This is a genomic window from Burkholderia sp. 22088 (genome assembly GCF_052045915.1).
Taxonomy (GTDB): Bacteria; Pseudomonadota; Gammaproteobacteria; order Burkholderiales; family Burkholderiaceae; genus Burkholderia; species Burkholderia cepacia.
The window spans coordinates 66,485-86,605 of the sequence record NZ_JBQEPY010000026.1 but is presented as its reverse complement, the minus strand read 5'-3'; the positions used below and the strand labels follow the sequence as shown (position 1 = coordinate 86,605).

Genomic DNA, 20,121 nt, shown 5'->3' with positions numbered 1-20,121 from the left:
TCCTCACTGCGTCAGCACGACGCCGCTGGCCGGCGACCACGACACGAACACGTCGTCGTTCCACGCCGGCGCGTTGTCGTTCATCAGGTGCGAGCTCGACAGGTTCGACACCACCGTCTTGCCGCTCGGCAGGCGCACGTGGTACAGCGAGTAGCTGCCCATGTACGCGATGTCGGTCACGACGCCGCGCGCCCAGTTGTGTTTCGAGCCCGGTTTCTCGCGCGACACGTGCACGCGCTCCGGGCGCACCGAGATGCCGACCGGCATGCCGAGCGGGCCCGTCACGCCGTGGCTCACGTACATGCGCGCTTCGAGGTCGTCGCTCTCGACGAAGATGTGGTCGGGTTCATCCTCGACCACGCGTCCTTCGAAGAGGTTGGTCGAGCCGATGAATTCGGCCGAGAAACGGCTGTTCGGGTATTCGTAGACTTCGCCGGGCGAGCCGATCTGCACGATCTTGCCTTCGCTCATCACCGCGAGGCGGCTCGCCATCGTCATCGCTTCTTCCTGGTCGTGCGTGACCATCACGCAGGTCACGTCGACCTTCTCGATGATGTTCACGAGTTCGAGCTGGGTCTTCTGGCGGATCTTCTTGTCGAGCGCGGACATCGGCTCGTCGAGCAGCAGCAGCTTCGGGCGCTTGACCAGCGAGCGGGCCAGCGCGACGCGCTGCTGCTGGCCGCCGGAGAGCTGATGCGGCTTGCGCTTCGCGTACTTGCTCATCTGCACGAGCGCGAGCGCGTCGGCCACGCGTTCCCGGATCTCGTTCTTCGGCGTGCCTTCCTGCTTCAGGCCGAACGCAACGTTCGATTCGACCGTCATGTGCGGGAACAGCGCGTACGACTGGAACATCATGTTGACCGGGCGGCGGTACGGCGGCAGCGACGCGAGGTCCTCGCCGTCGACGAAGATCTTGCCGGAGGTGGCCGTCTCGAGCCCGGCGAGCATGCGCAGCAGCGTCGACTTGCCGCAGCCCGAGCTGCCGAGCAGCGCGAACAGCTCGTTCTTCGCGATCGTCAGGTTCACGTTGTCGACGGCCGTGCTGTCGCCGAATTTCTTCACGACGTTTTCGATGCGGACGAAGGCGTCGTTTTGCGTACGGGCCGCGGGGGCCGGTTGGGTCTGTCGTGCAGCAGCGGAAGAGGGTATCGATTGCATGGGATTCACCATTCGTTCTTCACGGATTGCAGGCGTGAGCGTCCCCGCGCGAGGCGCGTTATGCGACTCACGGACAACGGCTCGTGCCGGATGGAACAGTGCGCGCGGCGCGCGCGGGCGGATGGAGGTCCGCGGATCTCAGGCGGGCAGGCGTGAAGCGATGCCTGCGCCGCCGGAATGCTTCGCGATCAGTGGCCCGTCTTCAGCTGGGCCCACAGACGGTTCTCGAGGCGCAGGATGTCGGCCGGCATCGGCTTCATCAGCACCATCTTCTTCAGCACGTCTTCGGGCGGGTAGACGGTCGGGTCCTGCGCGACGGCCGGCGTGACGAACTGGTGCGCGGCCTTGTTCGCGGTCGGGTAGAACACCGTGTTGGTGATCGCCGCGTTGACCTTCGGATCGGACACGTAGTTGATCCACTTCAGGGCGGCCTCGGGGTGCGGTGCATCCTTCGGGATCACCATCACGTCGAACCACAGCAGGCCGCCTTCCTTCGGATTCGAGAACTTGATGTCGTACGAGCGCTTCGCTTCGGCCGAGCGGCGATGCGCGATGCCGACGTCGCCCGACCAGCCGAGCACGACGCACACGTCGTTGTTCGCGAGGTCGTTGATGTAGCCGGACGAGTTGAACTGGGTGATGTACGGGCGGACTTTCTTCAGGACTTCGAACGCGGCCTGGTAATCGCCGGGGTTGGTGCTGTTCGGGTTCTTGCCCATGTATTGCAGCGTCGCGGCGAACACGTCGACGGCCTGGTCGAGGAACGACACGCCGCAGCTCTTCAGCTTTTCCATGTTGGCCGGATCGAACACCAGCGCCCAGCTGTCGACCGGCGCCTTGTCGCCGAGTGCCTTCTTCACCGCCTGCGCGTTGTAGCCGATGCCGTCCGTGCCGTAGGCCCAGGGCACGCCGTACTGGTTGCCCGGATCGGCGTCCGAGATCATCTTCATCAGCAGCGGGTCGAGGTTCGCGAGGTTCGGCAGCTTCGACTTGTCGAGCTTCTGGTACACGCCGGCCTGGATCTGCTTGGCCATGTAGTTCGACGTCGGCACGACGATGTCGTAACCCGAACTGCCGGCAAGCAGCTTCGCCTGAAGCGTGTCGTCGCTGTCGTAGTTGTCGTACTTGACGTGGATACCCGTCTGCTTCTGGAAGTTCGGGATCGTGTCCGGTGCGATGTAGTCGGACCAGTTGTAGACGTTCAGGTCCTCGGCATGCGCCGACGGGCTGGCGACTGACGTAAACGCGGCCGCGGCGGCAAGGGCGGCAACGGAACAGGCTTGGCGAAGAAAGCAGGCACGCATGGTGGAATTCCCCTGGTTATGGCGGCGTGCGGCGCCCGCCGCACGCCTGTAGGCAAAACCGTTACGAAATACCCAGTTGCTGGGCGGTTGCATCGACTGCTTTTTTCGCCTTCGATACGAGTTCATCGATTTCCTGACGCGAGATCACGAGCGGCGGCGACAGCAGCATCCGGTCGCCGGTCGCACGCATGATCAGGTTGCCGTTGAAGCAGAAGTCGCGGCAGATCGTGCCGACGTCGCCGCCGTTCGCGAAGCGACGGCGTTCGGCCGGCGCCTCGGCGAGCTGAAGGCTCGCGACGAGGCCGTGGCCGTGCACTTCGCCGACGATCGGGTGACGCGCGAAGGTCTCGCGCATCAGCGCCTGGAAGTACGGGCCCGTGTCGTTCTTCACGCGCTCGACGATCCCTTCGTCGCGCAGCAGCTTCAGGTTCGCGACCGCGACGGCCGCCGCCACCGGGTGGCCCGAGTACGTGAGGCCGTGGTTGAATTCGCCGTTGTCGATGATCGGCCGCGCCACGCGCTCGTGAATGCCGACAGCGCCCATCGGCACGTAGCCCGACGTGAGGCCCTTGGCCATCGTGATCAGGTCCGGCTCGAAGCCGAAGTGCTGGTGCGCGAACCATTCGCCGGTGCGCCCGAACCCGCCGATCACTTCGTCGGCCACCAGCAGGATGTCGTACTTGCGGCAGATCCGCTGAATTTCCGGCCAGTACGTCGACGGCGGGAAGATCACGCCGCCCGCGCCCTGGAACGGCTCGCCGATGAACGCCGCGACGTTTTCCGCGCCGAGTTCGAGGATCTTCGCCTCGAGCTGCTGCGCGCGGGCCAGGCCGAATGCTTCCGGCGTTTCGCCGGCCGCCGCCTCGCCGAAGAAATACGGCTGGTCGATGTGCACGATGTTCTCGACCTTCGACGGCATCTGCTCGTGCATGTAGCCCATCCCGCCGAGCGTGCCGCCCGCGATCGTCGAGCCGTGGTAGCCGTTCTTGCGCGAGATCACGAACTTCTTCTGCGGCTGGCCCTGCACGCGCCAGTACTGGTGCACGAGGCGCAGCACGGTGTCGTTGCCTTCCGAGCCGCTGTTGCAATAGAAGAAGTGGTTGAAGCCCTTCGGCGTGACTTCCGCGAGCATCGCGGAGAGTTCGATCACCGGCGGGTGCGTGGTCTTGAAGAAGGTGTTGTAGAACGGCAGTTCCTGGATCTGGCGATACGCGGCGTCGGCGAGTTCCTTGCGGCCGTAGCCGACGTTCACGCACCAGAGGCCGGCCATCCCGTCGATGACCTTGTTGCCGTCCGAGTCCCACAGGTAGACGCCGTCGGCCTTCACGATCACGCGGCTGCCCGCGCGGTTCAGCGCGCCCATGTCCGAGAACGGGTGGATGTGGTGCGCGGCGTCGAGCGCGCGGTATTCGGCGGTCGAGCGCGCCTGCGTCGTGCGCGGTGCGGCGGCCGGCGCGGCGGGCTGGATCCAGGCAGATTCGTTGCGGTACGTCATGTTTCCTCCGTGTTTCCGTATTCGGTTGTGTGCACGCTCAGACGTGCAGCAGCAGATGGCGGCGTTCCCACGAGCTGATCACGCGGAAGAACGCTTCGTATTCGGTTTCCTTCAGCGCGAAATACGCCTTCAGGAACTTGTGGCCGAGGATCTCGCCGAGCGGCTCGCACGCGGCCATCAGCGTCAGCCCTTCCTCGAGGTTGCGCGGCAGCTGGTACGGCAGGTCGTAGCCGTCGCTGACGAGCGGCTCGGTCGGTTCCAGGCGCTGCGTCATGCCGAGGTAGCCGGCCGCGAGCGTCGCGGCGAGCGCGAGGTACGGGTTGCAGTCGACGCCCGGAATCCGGTTCTCGATGCGACGTGCCGACGGGCCCGAGTGCGGGATGCGGAAGCCGACCGTGCGGTTGTCGTAGCCCCACTGCACGTTGATCGGCGCGGCCATGAAGCGCGACAGGCGGCGGTACGAGTTGATGTACGGCGCGAAGATCGGCATCAGTGCGGGCGTGTATTTCTGCAGCCCCGCGAGGTAGTTGTAGAACATCGATGTCGCGCCGCCGGTTTCGGGCGACGTGAACAGGTTCTGGCCCGTTTCCTCATCGACGATGCTCTGGTGCACGTGCATCGCCGAACCCGGTTCGTCTTCCATCGGCTTGGCCATGAACGTCGCGTACATGTTGTGACGCAGCGCGGCCTCGCGCACCGTGCGCTTGAACAGGAACACCTGGTCGGCCAGCGACAGCGCGTCGCCGTGCATGAAGTTGATCTCCATCTGCGCGGCGCCGACTTCGTGGATCAGCGTGTCGATGTCGAGGTTCTGCGATTCGCAGTACTCGTAGATGTCCTCGAACAGCGGGTCGAACTCGTTGACGGCCTCGATCGAATACGACTGCCGGCCCGTTTCCGGGCGGCCCGTGCGGCCGACCGGCGGACGCAGCGGCAGGTCGGGGTCCTTGTTCATGTCGACCAGGTAGAACTCGAGCTCGGGCGCGACGACGGGCTTCCAGCCCTTCGCCTTGTACAGGTCGAGCACGCGGCGCAGCACGTAGCGCGGCGAGATCTCGACCGGCGAGCCGTCGAAGTGCACGCAGTCGTGGATCACCTGCGCGGTCGGGTCGACGGCCCACGGAATCAGGCGGATCGTCGACGTGTCGGGCACGCACACCATGTCGGGGTCGGTCACGCCGGTCAGCGAACCGTCTTCCGGATATTCGCCGGTGACGGTCTGCACCATCACGGCTTGCGGCAGGCGCATCGATTCGCCGGACGTGAACTTGTTGCGGGGCGTGATCTTGCCGCGCGCGATGCCGGCCATGTCGGGAATGATCGCTTCGATCTCGGTGATCCGGTACTGCTTCAGGAAATCTTCGATGTCTTGCATGTCTGTTCTCGTTGGTTGGGTCGGCGCGCTCAGGCGAGCGCGGCGGCGGCCGTGGCGCACGTGCGGGCGGCGCGGCGCGCGCGGCAGGCATCGCCGAAGGCGCGGAAGATCGCGCTCGACAGCGGGTCCTGCGCATGCCGCCATTCCGGGTGCCACTGCACGGCGAGGGCGAAAGCCGGTGCATCGACGACGCTCACGGCTTCGACCAGGCCGTCCGGCGCGACGGCTTCGACGGCGAGGCCGGAGCCGAGCTGCGCGATGCCCTGCTTGTGCAGCGAGTTCACGCGCACTTCGTCGCGGCCGCCGGCGAGCGCGTGCAGCTTGCCGCCGGGCGTCAGTCGCACGACGTGCGCGGGGCCGTATTGCGTGTCCATCGGCGCGTCGTCGTCCTCGCGGTGATCGGCGAAGCCCGGCACTTCATGCACGCGCTGGTGCAGCGTGCCGCCGCAGACGACGTTCAGCTCCTGGAAGCCGCGGCAGACTGCGAGCACCGGCACGCCTGCGGCGATCGCCGCGCGCAGCAGCGGCAGCGTGGTCGCATCGCGGGCCGGGTCGTGCTTCGTGCCGGGTGCGCTCGGTTCGCCGCCGTACAGGTGCGGCTCGACGTTCGAGTAGCTGCCGGTGAACAGCAGGCCGTCGACCGCGTCGAGGATGTCGTCGACCGACTGGCGCTCGCCGAGCGCGGGCAGCACCATCGCGAGCGCTTGCGCGCCGTCGACGATCGCGGCGACGTATTTGTCGCCGACCGTATGCGACGCGTGTGCGCCGATCTGCGTGTGGTCGGCGGTGATGCCGACGAGTGGTTTCCTTCTTTCCATGACGTCAATCAGTTATCCGGAGGGTTGTCGCGTACGTCTTGCCGGATGTGGCGAAACGCCGGCGTGCAACAGCCCCGCAGCCTGGCGCAAAGCGCAAGGCCGCTGGTGAATGGGCGCAACGGGATGGCGTGGCGATCCGCGCTGCGCGCGACGATCAGGCCGTCGTTCGTTTCATTGCGATACGCGACGCGGCAACGAATGCGCGAACGCGTTCCGTCACCGCATGGACCATGCGGTTGGCGAATCAGCAGACGAAACGAACGACGTAAAGAAAGGAGAGGCGCTACGGCAGCAGCGACGCCACTTCGTCGGTATCGACGGCGACGAATGCGCGTGCGGAAACGGCGTTGTGGCGCCGAACGGAACGACGGGAAAGGATGGTGTAGATCGACAGATGCTGCAGGCGAGGACTATGCCAGCCGCAACTGCCATCGGAAGGGGATGCCGCGCTGCGCGAACTTCGCGCCACGCTTCGATCCCACCTCACCAGAGGGCCACGGACTCTCACGATTACACTCGACTGGGTTGTTGAAAGTATTGAACACCCGACCGTTTCGACGCACTGGGCGTTTAAAATAATCAAGGCGCCGGTTACGCGTCATTTACATCGAAGGGCATCAATTTTTGCGTTGCAATAACGCTTTTTGCTGCCGATGAACGCTTGATGACGCGAACCTGAGAGCCAGCATATACGAGCCAAAAACGGCGTCAAATGTTTTTTAACGGTGTTGCATCAGGGCTTTCCCGGGCAGTGCAAACAAAAGATTCGCAAACGGAATAATCGACGGGGTGTTCATTATTTCGAACGCCTTTCAGGGTTTTCCCCGCTGATGTGCGGCATAAAGTGATTAGAATATTCAACGGCTGTCCACTGCGTCGTTTCACTTTGTCATCGCACCTATCGTGTCCGAAACCGAATCGATGTCCACCGAAGTCGCCGAGCGCCTGCGTTTCGTGCGCAACAAGCATGGCCTGTCGCAGCGCGAACTCGCGAAGCGGGCCGGCGTGACCAACGGCACGATCTCGCTGATCGAACAGGGCCGCGTGAGCCCGTCGGTCGGCTCGCTGAAGAAGCTGCTGGAATGTATCCCGATGAGTCTCGCGGAGTTCTTCACGTTCGAGCTCGTCGAATCGCGTTCGGTCGTGTCGCGCCGCGACGAGATGCCGAACCTCGGCAACGACACGCTCGCGTTTCATCTGGTCGGCGCGAGCGTGAAGGACCGCAACATGTGCATCCTGCGCGAGGTCTACCAGCCGCACGCCGATACGGGGCCCGAGATGCTCGTGCACGCGGGGCACGAGGGCGGTGTCGTCGTGTCGGGCCGGCTCGAGCTGACCGTCGACGGCGCGACGTGGCTGCTCGACCCCGGAGACGGCTATTACTTCGAAAGCCGTTTGCCGCACCGTTTTCGCAATCCCAGCGCGGACCTGATCTGCGAGGTCGTCTCGGCCAATTCGCCGGCGACCTTCTGACCTCCAGACCGCGCATCACCGCATTCGCTGCCGGCCGGCTGCGCGTCACGCGCAGCGGCGCGTCGCATCGCGAATGCCAAAAAACTGAGGCATCCTGATGAACAAGTTGACTTTGGCTGACTGGCAGGACAAGGCGGCGTCGCTCGAGATCGAAGGGCGCGCATTCATCGACGGCGCGTCGCGCGACGCGCACGGCGGCAAGACGTTCGACTGCGTGAGCCCGATCGACGGCCGCGTGCTCGCGAAGGTCGCCGATTGCGGCGAAGCCGACGTGAACGCGGCCGTCGCGGCGGCGCGTCGCGCGTTCGACGCGGGCGTGTGGGCCGGGCTGAACCCGCGTGCGCGCAAGGCCGTGCTGCTGCGCTGGGCTGCGCTGATGCGCGAGCACCTCGACGAGCTGTCGCTGCTCGAAACGCTCGACGCGGGCAAGCCGATCGGCGATACGACGACGGTCGACGTGCCGGGCGCCGCGTATTGCGTCGAATGGTTCGCGGAAGCGATCGACAAGGTGGGCGGCGAGGTCGCGCCGGCGGATCATCATCTCGTCGGTCTCGTCACGCGCGAGCCGGTCGGCGTGGTGGCCGCCGTCGTGCCGTGGAACTTCCCGATCCTGATGGCCGCATGGAAATTCGGCCCCGCGCTCGCGGCCGGCAACAGCGTCGTGCTGAAGCCGTCGGAGAAATCGCCGCTGACCGCGATCCGCGTCGCGCAGCTCGCGTACGAAGCCGGCATTCCGGCGGGCGTGTTCAACGTCGTACCGGGGGCCGGCGAGCCCGGCAAGCTGCTCGCGCTGCATCGCGACGTCGACTGCATCGCATTCACCGGCTCGACGGCAGTGGGCAAGCTGATCATGCAGTACGCCGCGCAGTCGAACCTGAAGCGCGCGTGGCTCGAACTCGGCGGCAAGTCGCCGAACATCGTGCTGCCCGATTGTCCCGATCTCGACCGCGCGGCGCAGGCGGCCGCCGGCGCGATCTTCTACAACATGGGCGAGATGTGCACGGCCGGCTCGCGGCTGCTCGTGCATCGCGACATCAAGGATGCGTTCATCGAGAAGCTCGTCGCGGCCGCGCGTGCGTACGTGCCCGGCAATCCGCTCGATCCGTCGGTGTCGATGGGCGCGATCGTCGACGGCATCCAGCTCGAGCGTGTGCTCGGCTATATCGAGGCCGGGCGCAGCGAGGGCCGGCTCGTCACCGGCGGTGCGCGCGTGAAGGCGGAAACGGGCGGCTTCTACGTGGAGCCGACGGTGTTCGAGGTGAAGCCGGATGCGAGGATCGCACGCGAGGAGATCTTCGGGCCCGTGCTGTCGGTGATCGTGTTCGACGACGTCGACGAGGCCGTGCGGATCGCGAACGATACCGAGTACGGGCTGGCCGCGGCCGTGTGGACGTCGAACCTGACGACCGCGCACGACGTGTCGCGCCGGCTGCGTGCGGGCACCGTCTGGGTGAACTGCTACGACGAGGGCGGCGACATGAACTTCCCGTTCGGCGGCTACAAACAGTCGGGCAACGGCCGCGACAAGTCGCTGCACGCGCTCGAGAAGTACACCGAACTGAAGTCGACGCTGATCCGGCTGCGCTGATGCACTGCGGGGCGCGGGCGCAGCGCCGTACGGCGTGTGCCCGCGCTCGCGTTGTGCGTAAGTTATGCGGTGCGCAGCGCGGGGTGGAAGCCGGCGGCTTCGATGATCGACTGCACGCGCTCGGCGCCTTGCGCCGACTCGACCTTGACGATCTTCGCCGCGACGTCGATGTCGAGCTTCGCGGCGGGATCGGCGGCCGTCACCGCGCGCGTGATTGCATTGGCGCAGCCGCCGCAGGTCATGTCCTGGACTTCGAATTCCATCGTGTTCTCCTGAGTTGACGATTGACAAGCATCGACAGCATGAAGCTTGCCACGGTGGGAAGGTCAAGCGTACGCGTGTCGACGAAGTTCCGTGTCGCGGCTCCGGTGTGACGACGGTAGTGCGGCGACAGCGTGTTGTAAAGGTGACGTCTGATGAATGGCGGGCGGGCTTTTGACGTCATTCGGCACTTGTCCCGATTGACGGTGAAGCGTTCCGGGCGAAGCGGGGCGGATGCCTTGCCGGGCAAGGCGTGGCGGCGCTCCATGGAGCACGATCACCATGTCGCCAGTAAGGGTACGCGAGTTGGAAATGCGAATCGATCTTAGTATCAGCTCCCTTCGATATTTCAATTCGTTACCCCCATGAACCGTTTTGCTTTCGGCTTTTCGCTGGTGCTGCTGGGCGCATCGGCAACGTCCGCATTCGCGGCCGACGATGTCGTCAACCTGACCCTGAAGGATCACAAGTTTTCGCCGGACGGCGTGACGATCCCGGCCGGCAAGAAGGTGAAGTTCGTCGTGAAGAACCTCGACGCGACGCCCGCCGAATTCGAGAGCGACGATTTCAAGGCGGAGAAGGTCGTGCCTGCCGGCAAGTCGGTGGAGATCCTGGTCGGGCCGCTGAAGGCCGGAACCTACGAGTTCCACGACGAGTATCACGAAGCGCAGTCGAAGACGCAGCTGACCGTCAAGTAAGCGGATACGGACATGCTGTCGACTGCCCTGATCGTCTTTCGTGAAGTGCTCGAGGCCGCGCTGGTGGTGTCGATCGTGATGGCCGCGACGAAAGGCGTGCCGCGGCGCGGCTGGTGGGTCGGCGGCGGGCTGGCGGGCGGCGTGATCGGCGCCGGCCTGATCGCGGCGTTCGCCGACGTGATCTCGCAATGGGCGTCCGGCATGGGGCAGGAGGTCTTCAACGCGGGTGTGATGTTCGTCGCGACGCTGATGCTCGCATGGCACAGCATCTGGATGAGCCGGCACGGTCGCGAGATGGCGATGCAGATGACCGCGGTCGGGCGTGCCGTCGCGGCCGGCAGCAAGCCGCTGACGGGGCTCGCGATCGTGGTCGGCGTCGCGGTGCTGCGCGAAGGCTCCGAGGCCGTGCTGTTCCTGTACGGCATCGCGGCGGGCGATCCGGGGCAGACACCGCAGATGATCGTCGGCGGGCTGCTCGGCGTGCTCGGCGGCGCCGGGCTCGGCTACGGGATGTATGCGGGCCTGCTGCAAATTCCGCTGAAGCGCCTGTTTTCCGTCACCAACTGGCTGATCGTGCTGCTCGCGGCGGGGATGGCCAGCCAGTGCGTCGGCTTCCTGCTCGCGGCAGGCCTCGTGCCGTCGTGGGGCGATGCGGTCTGGGATACGTCGTGGCTGCTCAAGGAATCGAGCATCGTCGGCAAGGCGCTGCATACGCTGATCGGCTATACCGCGCGTCCGGCGGGCATCCAGATCGTTGCATATCTCGCGACGCTGGCCGCGATTGTCGGGCTGGCACGGTTCGTCGGCCGGCCGCAGGCGGCGGTGCGGCCGCCACGGGCCGCAGCTTGAGTTGTCCTGGTTCGAATGACAAAGGGGCGTCGATGACGCCCCTTTTTTCATTGTCGGCTCGCGGCCGACTCGTGTCCGGCGTCGATCACGGCGCGCAGGTTGCGCACGCTCAGCGGTGGCTGTCGATCCAGGCGCGGGCCCATTCGAGCCCCGCTTCGCGCGCGTCGTCCTCGGTGTCGAACACGCCGAGCACGCCGGACGCCTCCACCAGCTTGTTGTTCTGCGTGATCGTGCCGCTCGCCGCGAAGCGCTCGGGCTGCAGGATCTCGTCCTGCTGCAGGATCGCGTGGCCCCAGATCTGGTAGCCGTGGTAGGTTTGCGCTTCCATTATCGAGTCACCTCCGCGGAGCGGTTGTGCGTGCCGACGCGCAGCACGTTGCCGTCCGGTGTGTATTGCCGCGGGATGTCGGAGTAATTCAGTGCGTGCTGCGCATCGGGCGCAGCCGGCTGCATGACCGTCAGGCGTCCCGGTGCGGGCTGCGCGACGGGGCGCGGAGCGGCCGGCGTCTCGGCCGCGGTGGCGGGCGGACGATGCGAACCGGCTTTCACCGCCTGCGCGACACGGCGTTTGTGCGGTTTCACCGCGGCTTTCGGCGTGGCATTCGCGTGCTTCTCCACGCTCTTGCCGGCGCGAGCATCGGCGCCGGTGTGCGCGGCCGGCGTGCGGGCGGCCGGCTGCCGCGCCTCGGGCGGGTTCCAGACTTCGACGTAGTGCTCGGCGGCCCAGCCCGTCGACGCGAACGTCAGCGCCAGCAATCCGCATCCAAAGAGTCTTACTACCATTGTGTCTCCGTCATATTCGTTGCGGGGCGCGTCGCGGTATCCGGTGCGGGGGCGGCCGTGCAGGGGGATTCGGGGGGCCGGTTCAGGAGAACACCTCGAGCCCGTGTTTCTCGACGATCTGGAGCATCCGTGCGGCGATGCCGCTCGGCCGCTTGTCGCCCTGTTCCCATTGGCGGATCGTCGACGTCGTCGTGTTCAGGTAGAGCGCGAACACGCTCTGGCTGACATTGACGGATTTGCGGATGCGGGCGATGGCTTCCGGATCGAACCGCGGGGCGGCTTCGATGCAGAGATCGTCGTATTCGCGCATCGTCTTCTTGTCGATCAACGCGGCACGATAGAGGCCCGACGCGGCGCTGTGGGTCGCCTCCGTTGCGTCGCTCTTGAATCGACTCCTGGCCATTGCAAATCTCCACCCGCTCTTTCAGTGTGACCAGCGTCGCGATATCGGCGCCGGCGCGGCGCCCGACATTCGCGGCGAGCTTTCTGAAGGCACGCCGTTCGCGTTCGTCGATGTCGTCCCGGTCGGGCTTGGCGAACAGGAATACGAAAACCCGCACCTGCCCGACCTTGCTCGGCACGATCCCGCGCTGCCGATTACCGGCACGTCGGGCCGATCAGGTCAGCACAGGATTATATGCCACTACGTGGTACATATTTCGACCTGGCCGAATGGCCTGCTTCGTGCCGATACGGGCCGATACGGGGTCGGGACGGCTTCGCGGGGCCGTCCCGGTCGTCCCGCCTTACTCCACCGTCACCGATTTCGCGAGGTTCCGCGGCTTGTCGACGTCGGTGCCGCGCGCGCACGCGGTGTGATACGCGAGCAGTTGCAGCGGCACGACGTGCAGGATCGGCGACAGTTGCCCGTAATGCTCCGGCATCCGGATCACGTGCAGGCCGTCGTCGTTGACGATCTGCGTGTCGGCATCGGCGAACACGTACAGCTCGCCGCCGCGCGCACGCACTTCCTGCATGTTCGACTTCAGCTTCTCGAGCAGCGTGTCGTTCGGTGCGACCGTGACGACCGGCATCGCTTCCGTGACGAGCGCGAGCGGCCCGTGCTTCAGTTCGCCGGCCGGATAGGCCTCGGCGTGGATGTACGAGATTTCCTTCAGCTTCAGCGCGCCTTCGAGCGCGATCGGGTAGTGCAGCCCGCGGCCGAGGAACAGCGCGTTTTCCTTGCGCGCGAATTCCTCCGACCACGCGATGATCTGCGGCTCCAGTGCGAGCACGCTGTTCAGCGCGGCCGGCAGGTGGCGCAACTGCTTCAGGAACCCGGCTTCCTGCGCGGCATCGACGTGCCCGCGCAGCTTGCCGAGCGTCGCGGCCAGCACGAACAGCGCGACGAGCTGCGTCGTGAACGCCTTCGTCGACGCAACGCCGATCTCGGTGCCCGCGTGCGTCAGGAACTGCATTTCGGTGAGGCGCACCATCGCGCTCGTCGCGACGTTGCACACGGCGAGCGTGTGCGTGTGGCCGAGCGACTGCGCGTGCTTGAGCGCCGCGAGCGTGTCGGCGGTCTCGCCCGACTGCGAGATCACGAGCACGAGCTGGCGCGGATTCGGCACCGATTCGCGGTAGCGGTACTCGCTCGCGATCTCGACCTGGGTCGGGATCTTCGCGATCGATTCGAGCCAGTATTTGGCGGTGAGGCCCGAGTAGTAGCTCGTGCCGCATGCGAGGATCAGCAGGCTGTCGATCTCCGCGAACGCGGCGGGCGCGGCGTCGCCGAACAGCGTCGCGTCGAAGGCTTCGGTTTGCGGCACGGTATCGCTGATCGCGCGCGGCTGCTCGAAGATTTCCTTCTGCATGAAGTGGCGATACGGGCCCAGCTCGACCGCGCCGCCGTATGCGCTGACCACGCGGATCTCGCGCTGCGCGAGCGCGCCGTCCCGGTCGACGATCTTCACGCCGTCGAGCGACAGCTCGCACACGTCGCCTTCCTCGAGGAACGTGAAGTGGTCGGTGCTGCCCGCGAGCGCGAGCGCGTCGGACGCGAGGAAGTTCTCGCCGTCGCCGTGGCCGACCACGAGCGGCGAGCCCTGGCGCGCGCCGACGACGGTGTGCGGCTGGTCCTTGTGGATCACGGCGATCGCATACGCGCCGTGCAGCTGCTGCACGGCTTCGCGCACCGCGTCGAACAGGTTGCCGCGATACAGGCTGTGCACGAGGTGGGCGATCACTTCGGTGTCGGTTTGCGACACGAATTCGTAGCCCTTCGCGCGCAGCGCTTCGCGCAGCGGCTCGAAGTTCTCGATGATGCCGTTGTGGACGAGCGCGAGCGCGTTCGACGAGAAGATCGGGTGCGCGTTGTGCGTGACGGGCGCGCCGTGCGTGGCCCAGCGCGTGTGCGCGACGCCCGTCGTGCCTTCGAGATGCGATTCGCGCACCTGCGCGTCGAGATCGGCGACGCGTTCGACGCTGCGCGCGCGCTTCGGCGCGCCCGGCTCGAGCACGGCGACGCCGCACGAGTCGTAGCCACGGTATTCGAGGCGCCGCAAACCTTCGATCAGCACCGGAACGATATTACGTTGCGCAACTGCGCCGACAATGCCGCACATGAATGAGTCAGTCCTGTAAGTCGACGCGGGCGCCGTCGGGGCGCCCGCAAAAGGTTCAGCTTTTCTTCTTGACCGGGCGGACGTAGCCGCTCTTCGCGGTCTGGGTCTTCTCGTTCAACGCGAGCAGGCCTTCGGCCACGTCCTTCCAGATCGTCGTGCCGGCGGCGATCGTCACGCCGCGGCCGACGCGCACGGGCGCGACCAGCTGCGTGTCGGAGCCGACGAACACGTCGTCCTCGATCACGGTGCGGAACTTGTTCGCGCCGTCGTAGTTGCAGGTGATCGTGCCCGCGCCGATGTTCACGCGCGCGCCGATGTCGGCGTCGCCGATGTACGTGAGGTGGTTCGCCTTCGAGCCGTGGCCGATCACCGCGTTCTTCACCTCGACGAAGTTGCCGACGTGCGCTTCGTCCGCGAGCTGCGCGCCGGGGCGCAGCCGCGCGTACGGGCCGATCACGGTGTGCGCGCCGAGCTCGGCGCCGTCGATGTGCGTGAACGCGTCGATGCGCGTGCCCGCGCCGACCGACGCGTTGCGGATCACGCAGTTCGCGCCGATCGTCACGTTGTCCGCGAGCGTCACGTTGCCCTCGAACACGCAGTTCACGTCGATCGACACGTCGCGGCCGCAGCGCAGCGTGCCGCGCACGTCGACGCGCGCCGGATCGGCGAGCGTGACGCCGTCGACGAGCAGCGTTTCCGCGATATTGCGCTGATGAATGCGTTCGAGCTCGGCAAGCTGCGCCTTGCTGTTCACGCCGAGCGTTTCCCATTCCTCGTCGGGCTGCGCGGTGACGACCTCGAAACCGGCCTCGATCGCGAGTTCGACGACGTCGGTCAGGTAGTACTCGCCCTGCGCGTTCTCGTTCTTCAGTGCGCCGAGCCACATCGACAGCTGGGCCGTGGGCGTGACGATGATGCCCGTGTTGATCTCGGCGATCTTCAGCTGTTCGGGCGACGCGTCCTTCTGCTCGACGATGCGTGTGACGAAGCCGGCCGCGTCGCGCACGATGCGACCGTAGCCGGTCGGATCGTCGAGCGTGACGGTCAGAATCCCGTAGCGGCCTTCGCGCGCGGCATCGACGAGGCGCTGCAGCGTCGACGCGCGCGTGAGCGGCACGTCGCCGTACAGCACGAGCGTCGGTTGCGCGGGATCGAGGAGCGGCAGGGCCTGACGCACCGCGTGGCCGGTGCCGAGCTGCTCTGCCTGCACCGCGAACTGGACGTCGGGCGCGGCGACGGCGGCCTGGACCTGCTCGGCACCGTGACCGACGACGACGACGAGCCGGGACGGCTGCAGCGTGCGCGCGGTGTCGATGACGTGGGAGAGGAGCGGCCTGCCGGCCAGGGGGTGAAGCACTTTCGGCAGCGCGGAACGCATGCGCTTGCCGGTGCCTGCCGCCAAAATCACGATATTCATGGCGCCAGCTTGTCAGAGGAGTTCGAAGCCGACCATTTTAGCATGCGGCCCCTGCCGTTCCGGGCCTGTCGCGGCGGGGCGACGGCGCCGGAAAAGGGCCGCGCGGCCCCGTTCCGGCGGGTGTTCGGGCCCTGCTTACAGGTCGTCGAACTGGACGATCGAGATTGGCCGGGCGCCACCCGGCGTCGCCGCGTCGTCGCCCGATGCGCACGGTTCCTCGTCGAACGCGATGTCGCCTTGCGGATCGGCCTCGCCGGTCGCGCGCAGCGACTGGAACGGGTACAGCGTCGTGTCCATCAGGTGCGACGGCACGACCTTCGCGAGCGCGTTGAACATGTTGTCGACGCGGCCCGGGAAGCGCTTGTCCCATTCGCGGATCAGCGCCTTCATTTCCGCGCGCTTCAGGTTCGGCTGGCTGCCGCACAGGTTGCACGGGATGATCGGGAATTCGCGCAGTTCCGCGTATTTCTCGAGATCGGTTTCCTTCACGTACGCGAGCGGGCGGATCACGATGTTCTTGCCGTCGTCCGACTGCAGCTTCGGCGGCATCCCCTTCAGCTTGCCGCCGTAGAACATGTTGAGCAGCAGCGTCTGCACGATGTCGTCGCGGTGATGGCCGAGCGCGATCTTGGTCGCGCCGAGCTCGCCGGCCACGCGGTACAGGATCCCGCGGCGCAGCCGCGAGCACAGCGAGCAGGTCGTCTTGCCTTCGGGCACGAGCCGCTTGACGATGCTGTAGGTGTCCTGGTTCTCGATGTGGAACGGCACGCCGACCTGCTTCAGGTACTCGGGCAGCACGTGCTCGGGGAAGCCCGGCTGCTTCTGGTCGAGGTTCACCGCGACGATGTCGAAATCGATCGGCGCGCGCTCGCGCAGGCGCAGCAGCACGTCGAGCATCGCGTAGCTGTCCTTGCCGCCCGACAGGCACACCATCACCTTGTCGCCTTGCTCGATCATGTTGAAGTCGCCGATTGCCTGGCCGACCTGGCGCACGATCCGCTTGAACAGCTTGTTGTTCTCGTACGCTTCCTTCTGCTCGCGGCGCGTCAGCGCCTGGCGGCCGGCCGGGGCGGCGGCTGCGTCGTGGGTGGCGGCATCGGCCGCCGCGTCATTCATGTGGGGGGCGTTCATGCGCGCTCCTCGTCCTTGATGCGAAAGACTTCGACGCCGACGGCGTCGCAGTCCGGATAAGCGTCCGGTTTCTCGGTACAGACGCGTACCGCGCGCACGGCGTCGTGCGCCAGCAGGTGCGCGGCGATCGCGTCGCACAGCGTTTCCTGCAGGTGGATGTGGCCGCGCGCCACGCATTGCGCGACGCTCTGCTTCATCAGGTCGTAGTCGACGACTTCATGCAGCCGGTCGTCCACGGGAGTGGACATCGCGAGCGGCACGAACAGGTCGACGTTGATGACGACGCGCTGCTCGCCGCGCTTCTCGTGTTCGAAGGCACCGATGTTGATGTGCACTTCGTAGTCGCGCAGGTAGAGCCTGCGGCAGTCCGCGAGGCGGGGGTGCAGGAGAGCGGAAAACATGGTCGTCCCAGTCAAATTGGCGTGCGCACACGCAAAGCGGCGCGGGCGGCGGCAGTCAGGCCGCGCGATCCGCGCAGTTCATTCATTCGGGCCGGCGGCCGGCGGCACGAGGTGCTCGCCGCCGTCGACGGTCAGCGTCGCGCCCGTGACGCCGGGCGCGCTCGCGAGATAGCAGGCGGCCGCGGCGATGTCGTCCGCGTGCGCCGCGTGGCCGCGCACGAGCGCCGCGACCCGCACCTTCGGCGCGAGCGCCAGCGCCAGCGCCGACGTCGCGCGGTTCAGCGCGGCCTGCATCAGCGCGTGCGACAACTGCGCAGGCGCAGGGTGAAACAGCGCCTGGTCCAGCACGTGGATCGCGCATGCGCGCAGCGCTTCGTGCTCGCGCGCGGCGTCGGGCGTCGCATCGGCGAGCGCGCGCGCCAGCGCGAGCGGCGCCGTCACGTTGCGCGCGAGTGCACCGGCGAGCGACGTGCCGTCTACCGTGTGCGCGTCGTCGGCGCCCGCGCGGGCGCTCACGAACACCGCGCACGCGGGCCGGCCGAGCGCCGCGCCGCACGCGGCGACGAGTGCGGCGGCATCGGCTTCCAGGGCCAGATCGGCGTCGAGCACGACCGCGCGGCGGCCGAGCGCCGCGACTTCGGCGACGAGCGCGTCGGCGGCCGCATGCGGCGTGCCGGGGCTGCGCTGCAACGCGACGTCCCAGCCGTGCCGGGCGAATCCCGTCGCGAGCGCACGACCGATCGACGCGGCGTCGGCCGCGCTGCCCAGGGCACCGGTGACGAGCGCCACGCGCAGGGTCGACGTATCGGCTGAAACGGTCATTTACAATGCCGGGATGAACCCGAAAGCTCACGAACCCGCTAGTTTACCTGCTCCCGGCCCTGACGCGCTCGCGCAGTCCGAAACCCTTGCCGCGCAACTGCGCGACGAGATCGCGGCGGCCGGCGGCTGGCTGCCGTTCGACCGCTTCATGGAGCGTGCGCTGTACGCGCCCGGCCTCGGCTATTACAGCGGCGGCGCGCGCAAGTTCGGGCGCCGCGCCGACGACGGCAGCGACTTCGTCACCGCACCCGAGCTGTCGCCGCTGTTCGCACAGACGCTCGCGCAACCGGTCGCGGAAGCGCTCGCGGCGAGCGGCACGCGTTGCGTGATGGAATTCGGCGCCGGTACGGGCAAGCTCGCGGCCGGTCTGCTCGCGGCGCTCGACGCGCTGGGCGCCGGACTCGACGAATACCTGATCGTCGACCTGTCCGGCGAACTGCGTGAACGGCAGCGCGACACGATCACGGCCGCCGCGCCGGCGCTCGCCGCGAAGGTGCGCTGGCTCGACGCGCTGCCCGAGCGGTTCGACGGCGTCGTGGTCGGCAACGAGGTGCTCGATGCGATGCCCGTGCGCCTGTTCGCGAAGGCGGGCGGCGCATGGCAGGAGCGCGGTGTCGCGCTCGACGCGCGGCAGGCGTTCGTGTTCGAGGACCGTCCTGCCGCGCCGGCCGGCCTGCCGGCGGTGCTCGCGGGGCTCGACGAGGCGGGCGACGGTTACGTGACCGAGACGCACGAGGCCGCGCTGGCGTTCACGCGCACCGTCTGCACGATGCTCGGACGCGGCGCGGTGCTGCTGGTCGACTACGGCTTTCCCGCGCACGAGTATTACCACCCGCAGCGCGACCGCGGCACGCTGATGTGCCACTACCGGCACCATGCGCACGACGATCCGTTCCTGTACCCGGGGCTGCAGGACATCACCGCGCACGTCGAATTCACCGGCATCTACGACGCGGCCGTCGCGACCGGCGCCGACCTGCTCGGTTACACGTCGCAGGCGCGCTTCCTGCTGAACGCGGGCATCACCGACGCGCTGGCCGCGATCGATCCGTCGGACATCCGTGAATTCCTGCCGGCCGCGAACGCGGTGCAGAAGCTGATTTCCGAGGCCGAGATGGGCGAGCTGTTCAAGGTGATCGCGTTCTCGCGCGGCATCGACGGCACGCTCGACGCGTTCGCGCGCGGCGATCGCTCGCACGCACTCTGACGGGGCTAGGGCCTGTTTCCATATGGAACGCACATGCGAATGCCCGAAATCGCTCGTAGGGCAAGGAGTGAGGAGCGCCGTTTGGCCGTGCCAAACAAGCGACGAGCGACGCCGCCATACGGGCGATTTCGGGCATTCCCGTGACATGATTCTTTTAATTTGGGGTTGCCACGAGAACGGCCGCTCGCCGCGTTGCGCTCCTTGCGAATACGTCCAGTATTCGCGGCGTCGCGCGCCTCGCGAGCGGCCGTTCTCGTGGCAACGCATGCGCGTTCCATATGGAAACAGGCCCTAGCATGCTGCGCTGGCTGTTGACGACGTTCGTCGCGGTGATGATCCTGACGCGCTGCTGGCCGTGGCTCGGCAAGCTCGGCATCGGGCGGATGCCGGGCGACGTCACGCTGACGCTCGGCGGGCGGCGCTACCCGTTCCCGTTCATGTCGACGCTGGTGCTGACGATGCTGGTATCGATGGTGGCGCGGCTGCTCTGAGCCGCGCCTGAAGGTCGGTGCGCGTTACAGCTCGATCTCGCCGAGAATCCGGTGCGCGAGCGCTTTCGCCTCGTCGAACGCCTCTTCCTCGCTGGGGCTCGTCGAGTGGACGTCGTAACGCGTGTTCTCGGTGTCGTCGCCGTCGTCGCGCGAGAGGATCACGTAACCCTGGAACTGCCCGTTGCCCGCGTGCTGGGTATGCGCCTTGGCCGTGTAGATGCCTTTCGTGAACGTGTTCGTGTCCATGGTGCTCTCCCGCAAAAGGACACTTCATCGTAGCACTGCG

At 66.8% G+C, this 20,121-nt stretch carries 22 protein-coding genes and 1 pseudogene; 6 read left to right on the top strand and 17 right to left on the bottom strand.

Annotated elements, in window-relative coordinates; all coding sequences use genetic code 11:
- Window positions 1–3 precede the first annotated feature (3 nt).
- The 6 genes from ACTJLD_RS37425 to ACTJLD_RS37400 all read right to left on the bottom strand — a co-directional run bounded on the left by ACTJLD_RS37425 (window position 4) and on the right by ACTJLD_RS37400 (window position 6,658).
- Window positions 4–1,158: an ABC transporter ATP-binding protein gene (locus ACTJLD_RS37425; protein WP_027788941.1), complete on the bottom strand. Its 1,155-nt coding sequence runs from the start codon at window positions 1,156–1,158 to the stop codon at window positions 4–6.
- A gap of 188 nt (window positions 1,159–1,346) precedes the next feature.
- Window positions 1,347–2,462, bottom strand: coding sequence for a polyamine ABC transporter substrate-binding protein (locus ACTJLD_RS37420; protein WP_027788942.1), 1,116 nt, complete (start codon window positions 2,460–2,462; stop codon window positions 1,347–1,349).
- A 61-nt stretch (window positions 2,463–2,523) separates the two neighbouring features.
- Window positions 2,524–3,957, bottom strand: a complete 1,434-nt coding sequence (locus ACTJLD_RS37415) for an aspartate aminotransferase family protein (RefSeq protein ID WP_175926430.1) — start codon at window positions 3,955–3,957, stop codon at window positions 2,524–2,526.
- Window positions 3,958–3,994: 37 nt separating this feature from the next.
- A complete protein-coding gene (locus ACTJLD_RS37410; protein ID WP_027788944.1) occupies window positions 3,995–5,332 on the bottom strand; it encodes a glutamine synthetase family protein in 1,338 nt (445 codons plus the stop codon).
- A gap of 29 nt (window positions 5,333–5,361) precedes the next feature.
- On the bottom strand, window positions 5,362–6,150 hold the full coding sequence (locus ACTJLD_RS37405) for a gamma-glutamyl-gamma-aminobutyrate hydrolase family protein (RefSeq protein WP_440661271.1): 789 nt from the start codon (window positions 6,148–6,150) through the stop codon (window positions 5,362–5,364).
- Between the two features lie 283 nt (window positions 6,151–6,433).
- A complete protein-coding gene (locus ACTJLD_RS37400; protein ID WP_072437498.1) occupies window positions 6,434–6,658 on the bottom strand; it encodes a hypothetical protein in 225 nt (74 codons plus the stop codon).
- Between the two features lie 413 nt (window positions 6,659–7,071).
- Here ACTJLD_RS37400 and ACTJLD_RS37395 point away from each other — a divergent pair, with 413 nt between their 5' ends.
- Together ACTJLD_RS37395 and ACTJLD_RS37390 are read left to right on the top strand one after the other, a co-directional pair.
- Entirely contained in the window at window positions 7,072–7,623 is a 552-nt protein-coding gene (locus tag ACTJLD_RS37395) for a cupin domain-containing protein (RefSeq protein WP_059490496.1), read from the top strand.
- A gap of 97 nt (window positions 7,624–7,720) precedes the next feature.
- Window positions 7,721–9,211 (top strand): aldehyde dehydrogenase, encoded by a 1,491-nt coding sequence (locus tag ACTJLD_RS37390; protein ID WP_021162114.1) that lies wholly within the window; start codon window positions 7,721–7,723, stop codon window positions 9,209–9,211.
- Between the two features lie 62 nt (window positions 9,212–9,273).
- On the opposite strand, the gene ACTJLD_RS37385 is transcribed toward ACTJLD_RS37390, so the two are convergent.
- Window positions 9,274–9,474 (bottom strand): heavy-metal-associated domain-containing protein, encoded by a 201-nt coding sequence (locus tag ACTJLD_RS37385; protein WP_021162112.1) that lies wholly within the window; start codon window positions 9,472–9,474, stop codon window positions 9,274–9,276.
- A gap of 363 nt (window positions 9,475–9,837) precedes the next feature.
- On the opposite strand from ACTJLD_RS37385, the gene ACTJLD_RS37380 reads away from it, so the two are divergent.
- Both ACTJLD_RS37380 and ACTJLD_RS37375 read left to right on the top strand, forming a co-directional pair.
- Complete coding sequence (locus tag ACTJLD_RS37380; protein ID WP_136472631.1) at window positions 9,838–10,170, top strand: cupredoxin domain-containing protein; 333 nt, start codon at window positions 9,838–9,840, stop codon at window positions 10,168–10,170.
- A 12-nt stretch (window positions 10,171–10,182) separates the two neighbouring features.
- Complete coding sequence (locus ACTJLD_RS37375; protein ID WP_048025393.1) at window positions 10,183–11,019, top strand: FTR1 family iron permease; 837 nt, start codon at window positions 10,183–10,185, stop codon at window positions 11,017–11,019.
- A gap of 109 nt (window positions 11,020–11,128) precedes the next feature.
- Here the strand turns inward: ACTJLD_RS37375 and ACTJLD_RS37370 are convergent, their stop codons facing one another.
- The 9 genes and pseudogenes from ACTJLD_RS37370 to ACTJLD_RS37330 all read right to left on the bottom strand — a co-directional run bounded on the left by ACTJLD_RS37370 (window position 11,129) and on the right by ACTJLD_RS37330 (window position 18,137).
- Window positions 11,129–11,347: a hypothetical protein gene (locus ACTJLD_RS37370; RefSeq protein ID WP_021162109.1), complete on the bottom strand. Its 219-nt coding sequence runs from the start codon at window positions 11,345–11,347 to the stop codon at window positions 11,129–11,131.
- The gene (locus ACTJLD_RS37365) at window positions 11,347–11,802 is read right to left on the bottom strand and encodes a hypothetical protein (protein ID WP_059695250.1); all 456 of its coding nucleotides are present in this window, start codon (window positions 11,800–11,802) and stop codon (window positions 11,347–11,349) included. The genes ACTJLD_RS37370 and ACTJLD_RS37365 overlap by 1 nt, the downstream gene beginning before the upstream one ends.
- A gap of 82 nt (window positions 11,803–11,884) precedes the next feature.
- Window positions 11,885–12,205: a helix-turn-helix domain-containing protein gene (locus ACTJLD_RS37360; protein ID WP_027788951.1), complete on the bottom strand. Its 321-nt coding sequence runs from the start codon at window positions 12,203–12,205 to the stop codon at window positions 11,885–11,887.
- Window positions 12,201–12,413, bottom strand: a pseudogene (locus ACTJLD_RS37355) (type II toxin-antitoxin system RelE/ParE family toxin); the annotation flags it as partial. The pseudogene ACTJLD_RS37355 and the gene ACTJLD_RS37360, both read right to left, overlap by 5 nt.
- Before the next feature lie 135 nt (window positions 12,414–12,548).
- Window positions 12,549–14,366: a glutamine--fructose-6-phosphate transaminase (isomerizing) gene (gene glmS / locus ACTJLD_RS37350; RefSeq protein ID WP_174393931.1), complete on the bottom strand. Its 1,818-nt coding sequence runs from the start codon at window positions 14,364–14,366 to the stop codon at window positions 12,549–12,551.
- A 55-nt stretch (window positions 14,367–14,421) separates the two neighbouring features.
- A complete protein-coding gene (gene glmU, locus ACTJLD_RS37345; RefSeq protein WP_059695255.1) occupies window positions 14,422–15,783 on the bottom strand; it encodes a bifunctional UDP-N-acetylglucosamine diphosphorylase/glucosamine-1-phosphate N-acetyltransferase GlmU in 1,362 nt (453 codons plus the stop codon).
- A 135-nt stretch (window positions 15,784–15,918) separates the two neighbouring features.
- Window positions 15,919–16,914, bottom strand: coding sequence for a tRNA 2-thiocytidine(32) synthetase TtcA (ttcA, locus tag ACTJLD_RS37340; RefSeq protein ID WP_124919809.1), 996 nt, complete (start codon window positions 16,912–16,914; stop codon window positions 15,919–15,921).
- Entirely contained in the window at window positions 16,911–17,315 is a 405-nt protein-coding gene (locus tag ACTJLD_RS37335) for a dihydroneopterin aldolase (protein ID WP_027788955.1), read from the bottom strand. The genes ttcA and ACTJLD_RS37335 overlap by 4 nt, the downstream gene beginning before the upstream one ends.
- 78 nt (window positions 17,316–17,393) lie before the next feature.
- Complete coding sequence (locus ACTJLD_RS37330) at window positions 17,394–18,137, bottom strand: SDR family oxidoreductase (RefSeq protein WP_049097788.1); 744 nt, start codon at window positions 18,135–18,137, stop codon at window positions 17,394–17,396.
- 13 nt (window positions 18,138–18,150) lie between these two features.
- Between ACTJLD_RS37330 and ACTJLD_RS37325 the strand changes: the two genes are divergently transcribed.
- Both ACTJLD_RS37325 and ACTJLD_RS37320 read left to right on the top strand, forming a co-directional pair.
- Complete coding sequence (locus tag ACTJLD_RS37325; protein ID WP_059619687.1) at window positions 18,151–19,344, top strand: class I SAM-dependent methyltransferase; 1,194 nt, start codon at window positions 18,151–18,153, stop codon at window positions 19,342–19,344.
- Between the two features lie 296 nt (window positions 19,345–19,640).
- Window positions 19,641–19,835 (top strand): DUF2905 domain-containing protein, encoded by a 195-nt coding sequence (locus ACTJLD_RS37320; RefSeq protein WP_021163761.1) that lies wholly within the window; start codon window positions 19,641–19,643, stop codon window positions 19,833–19,835.
- Window positions 19,836–19,859: 24 nt separating this feature from the next.
- Here ACTJLD_RS37320 and ACTJLD_RS37315 read toward each other — a convergent pair whose 3' ends face one another.
- Window positions 19,860–20,081, bottom strand: coding sequence for a hypothetical protein (locus ACTJLD_RS37315; RefSeq protein WP_021163760.1), 222 nt, complete (start codon window positions 20,079–20,081; stop codon window positions 19,860–19,862).
- Window positions 20,082–20,121: the final 40 nt, after the last annotated feature.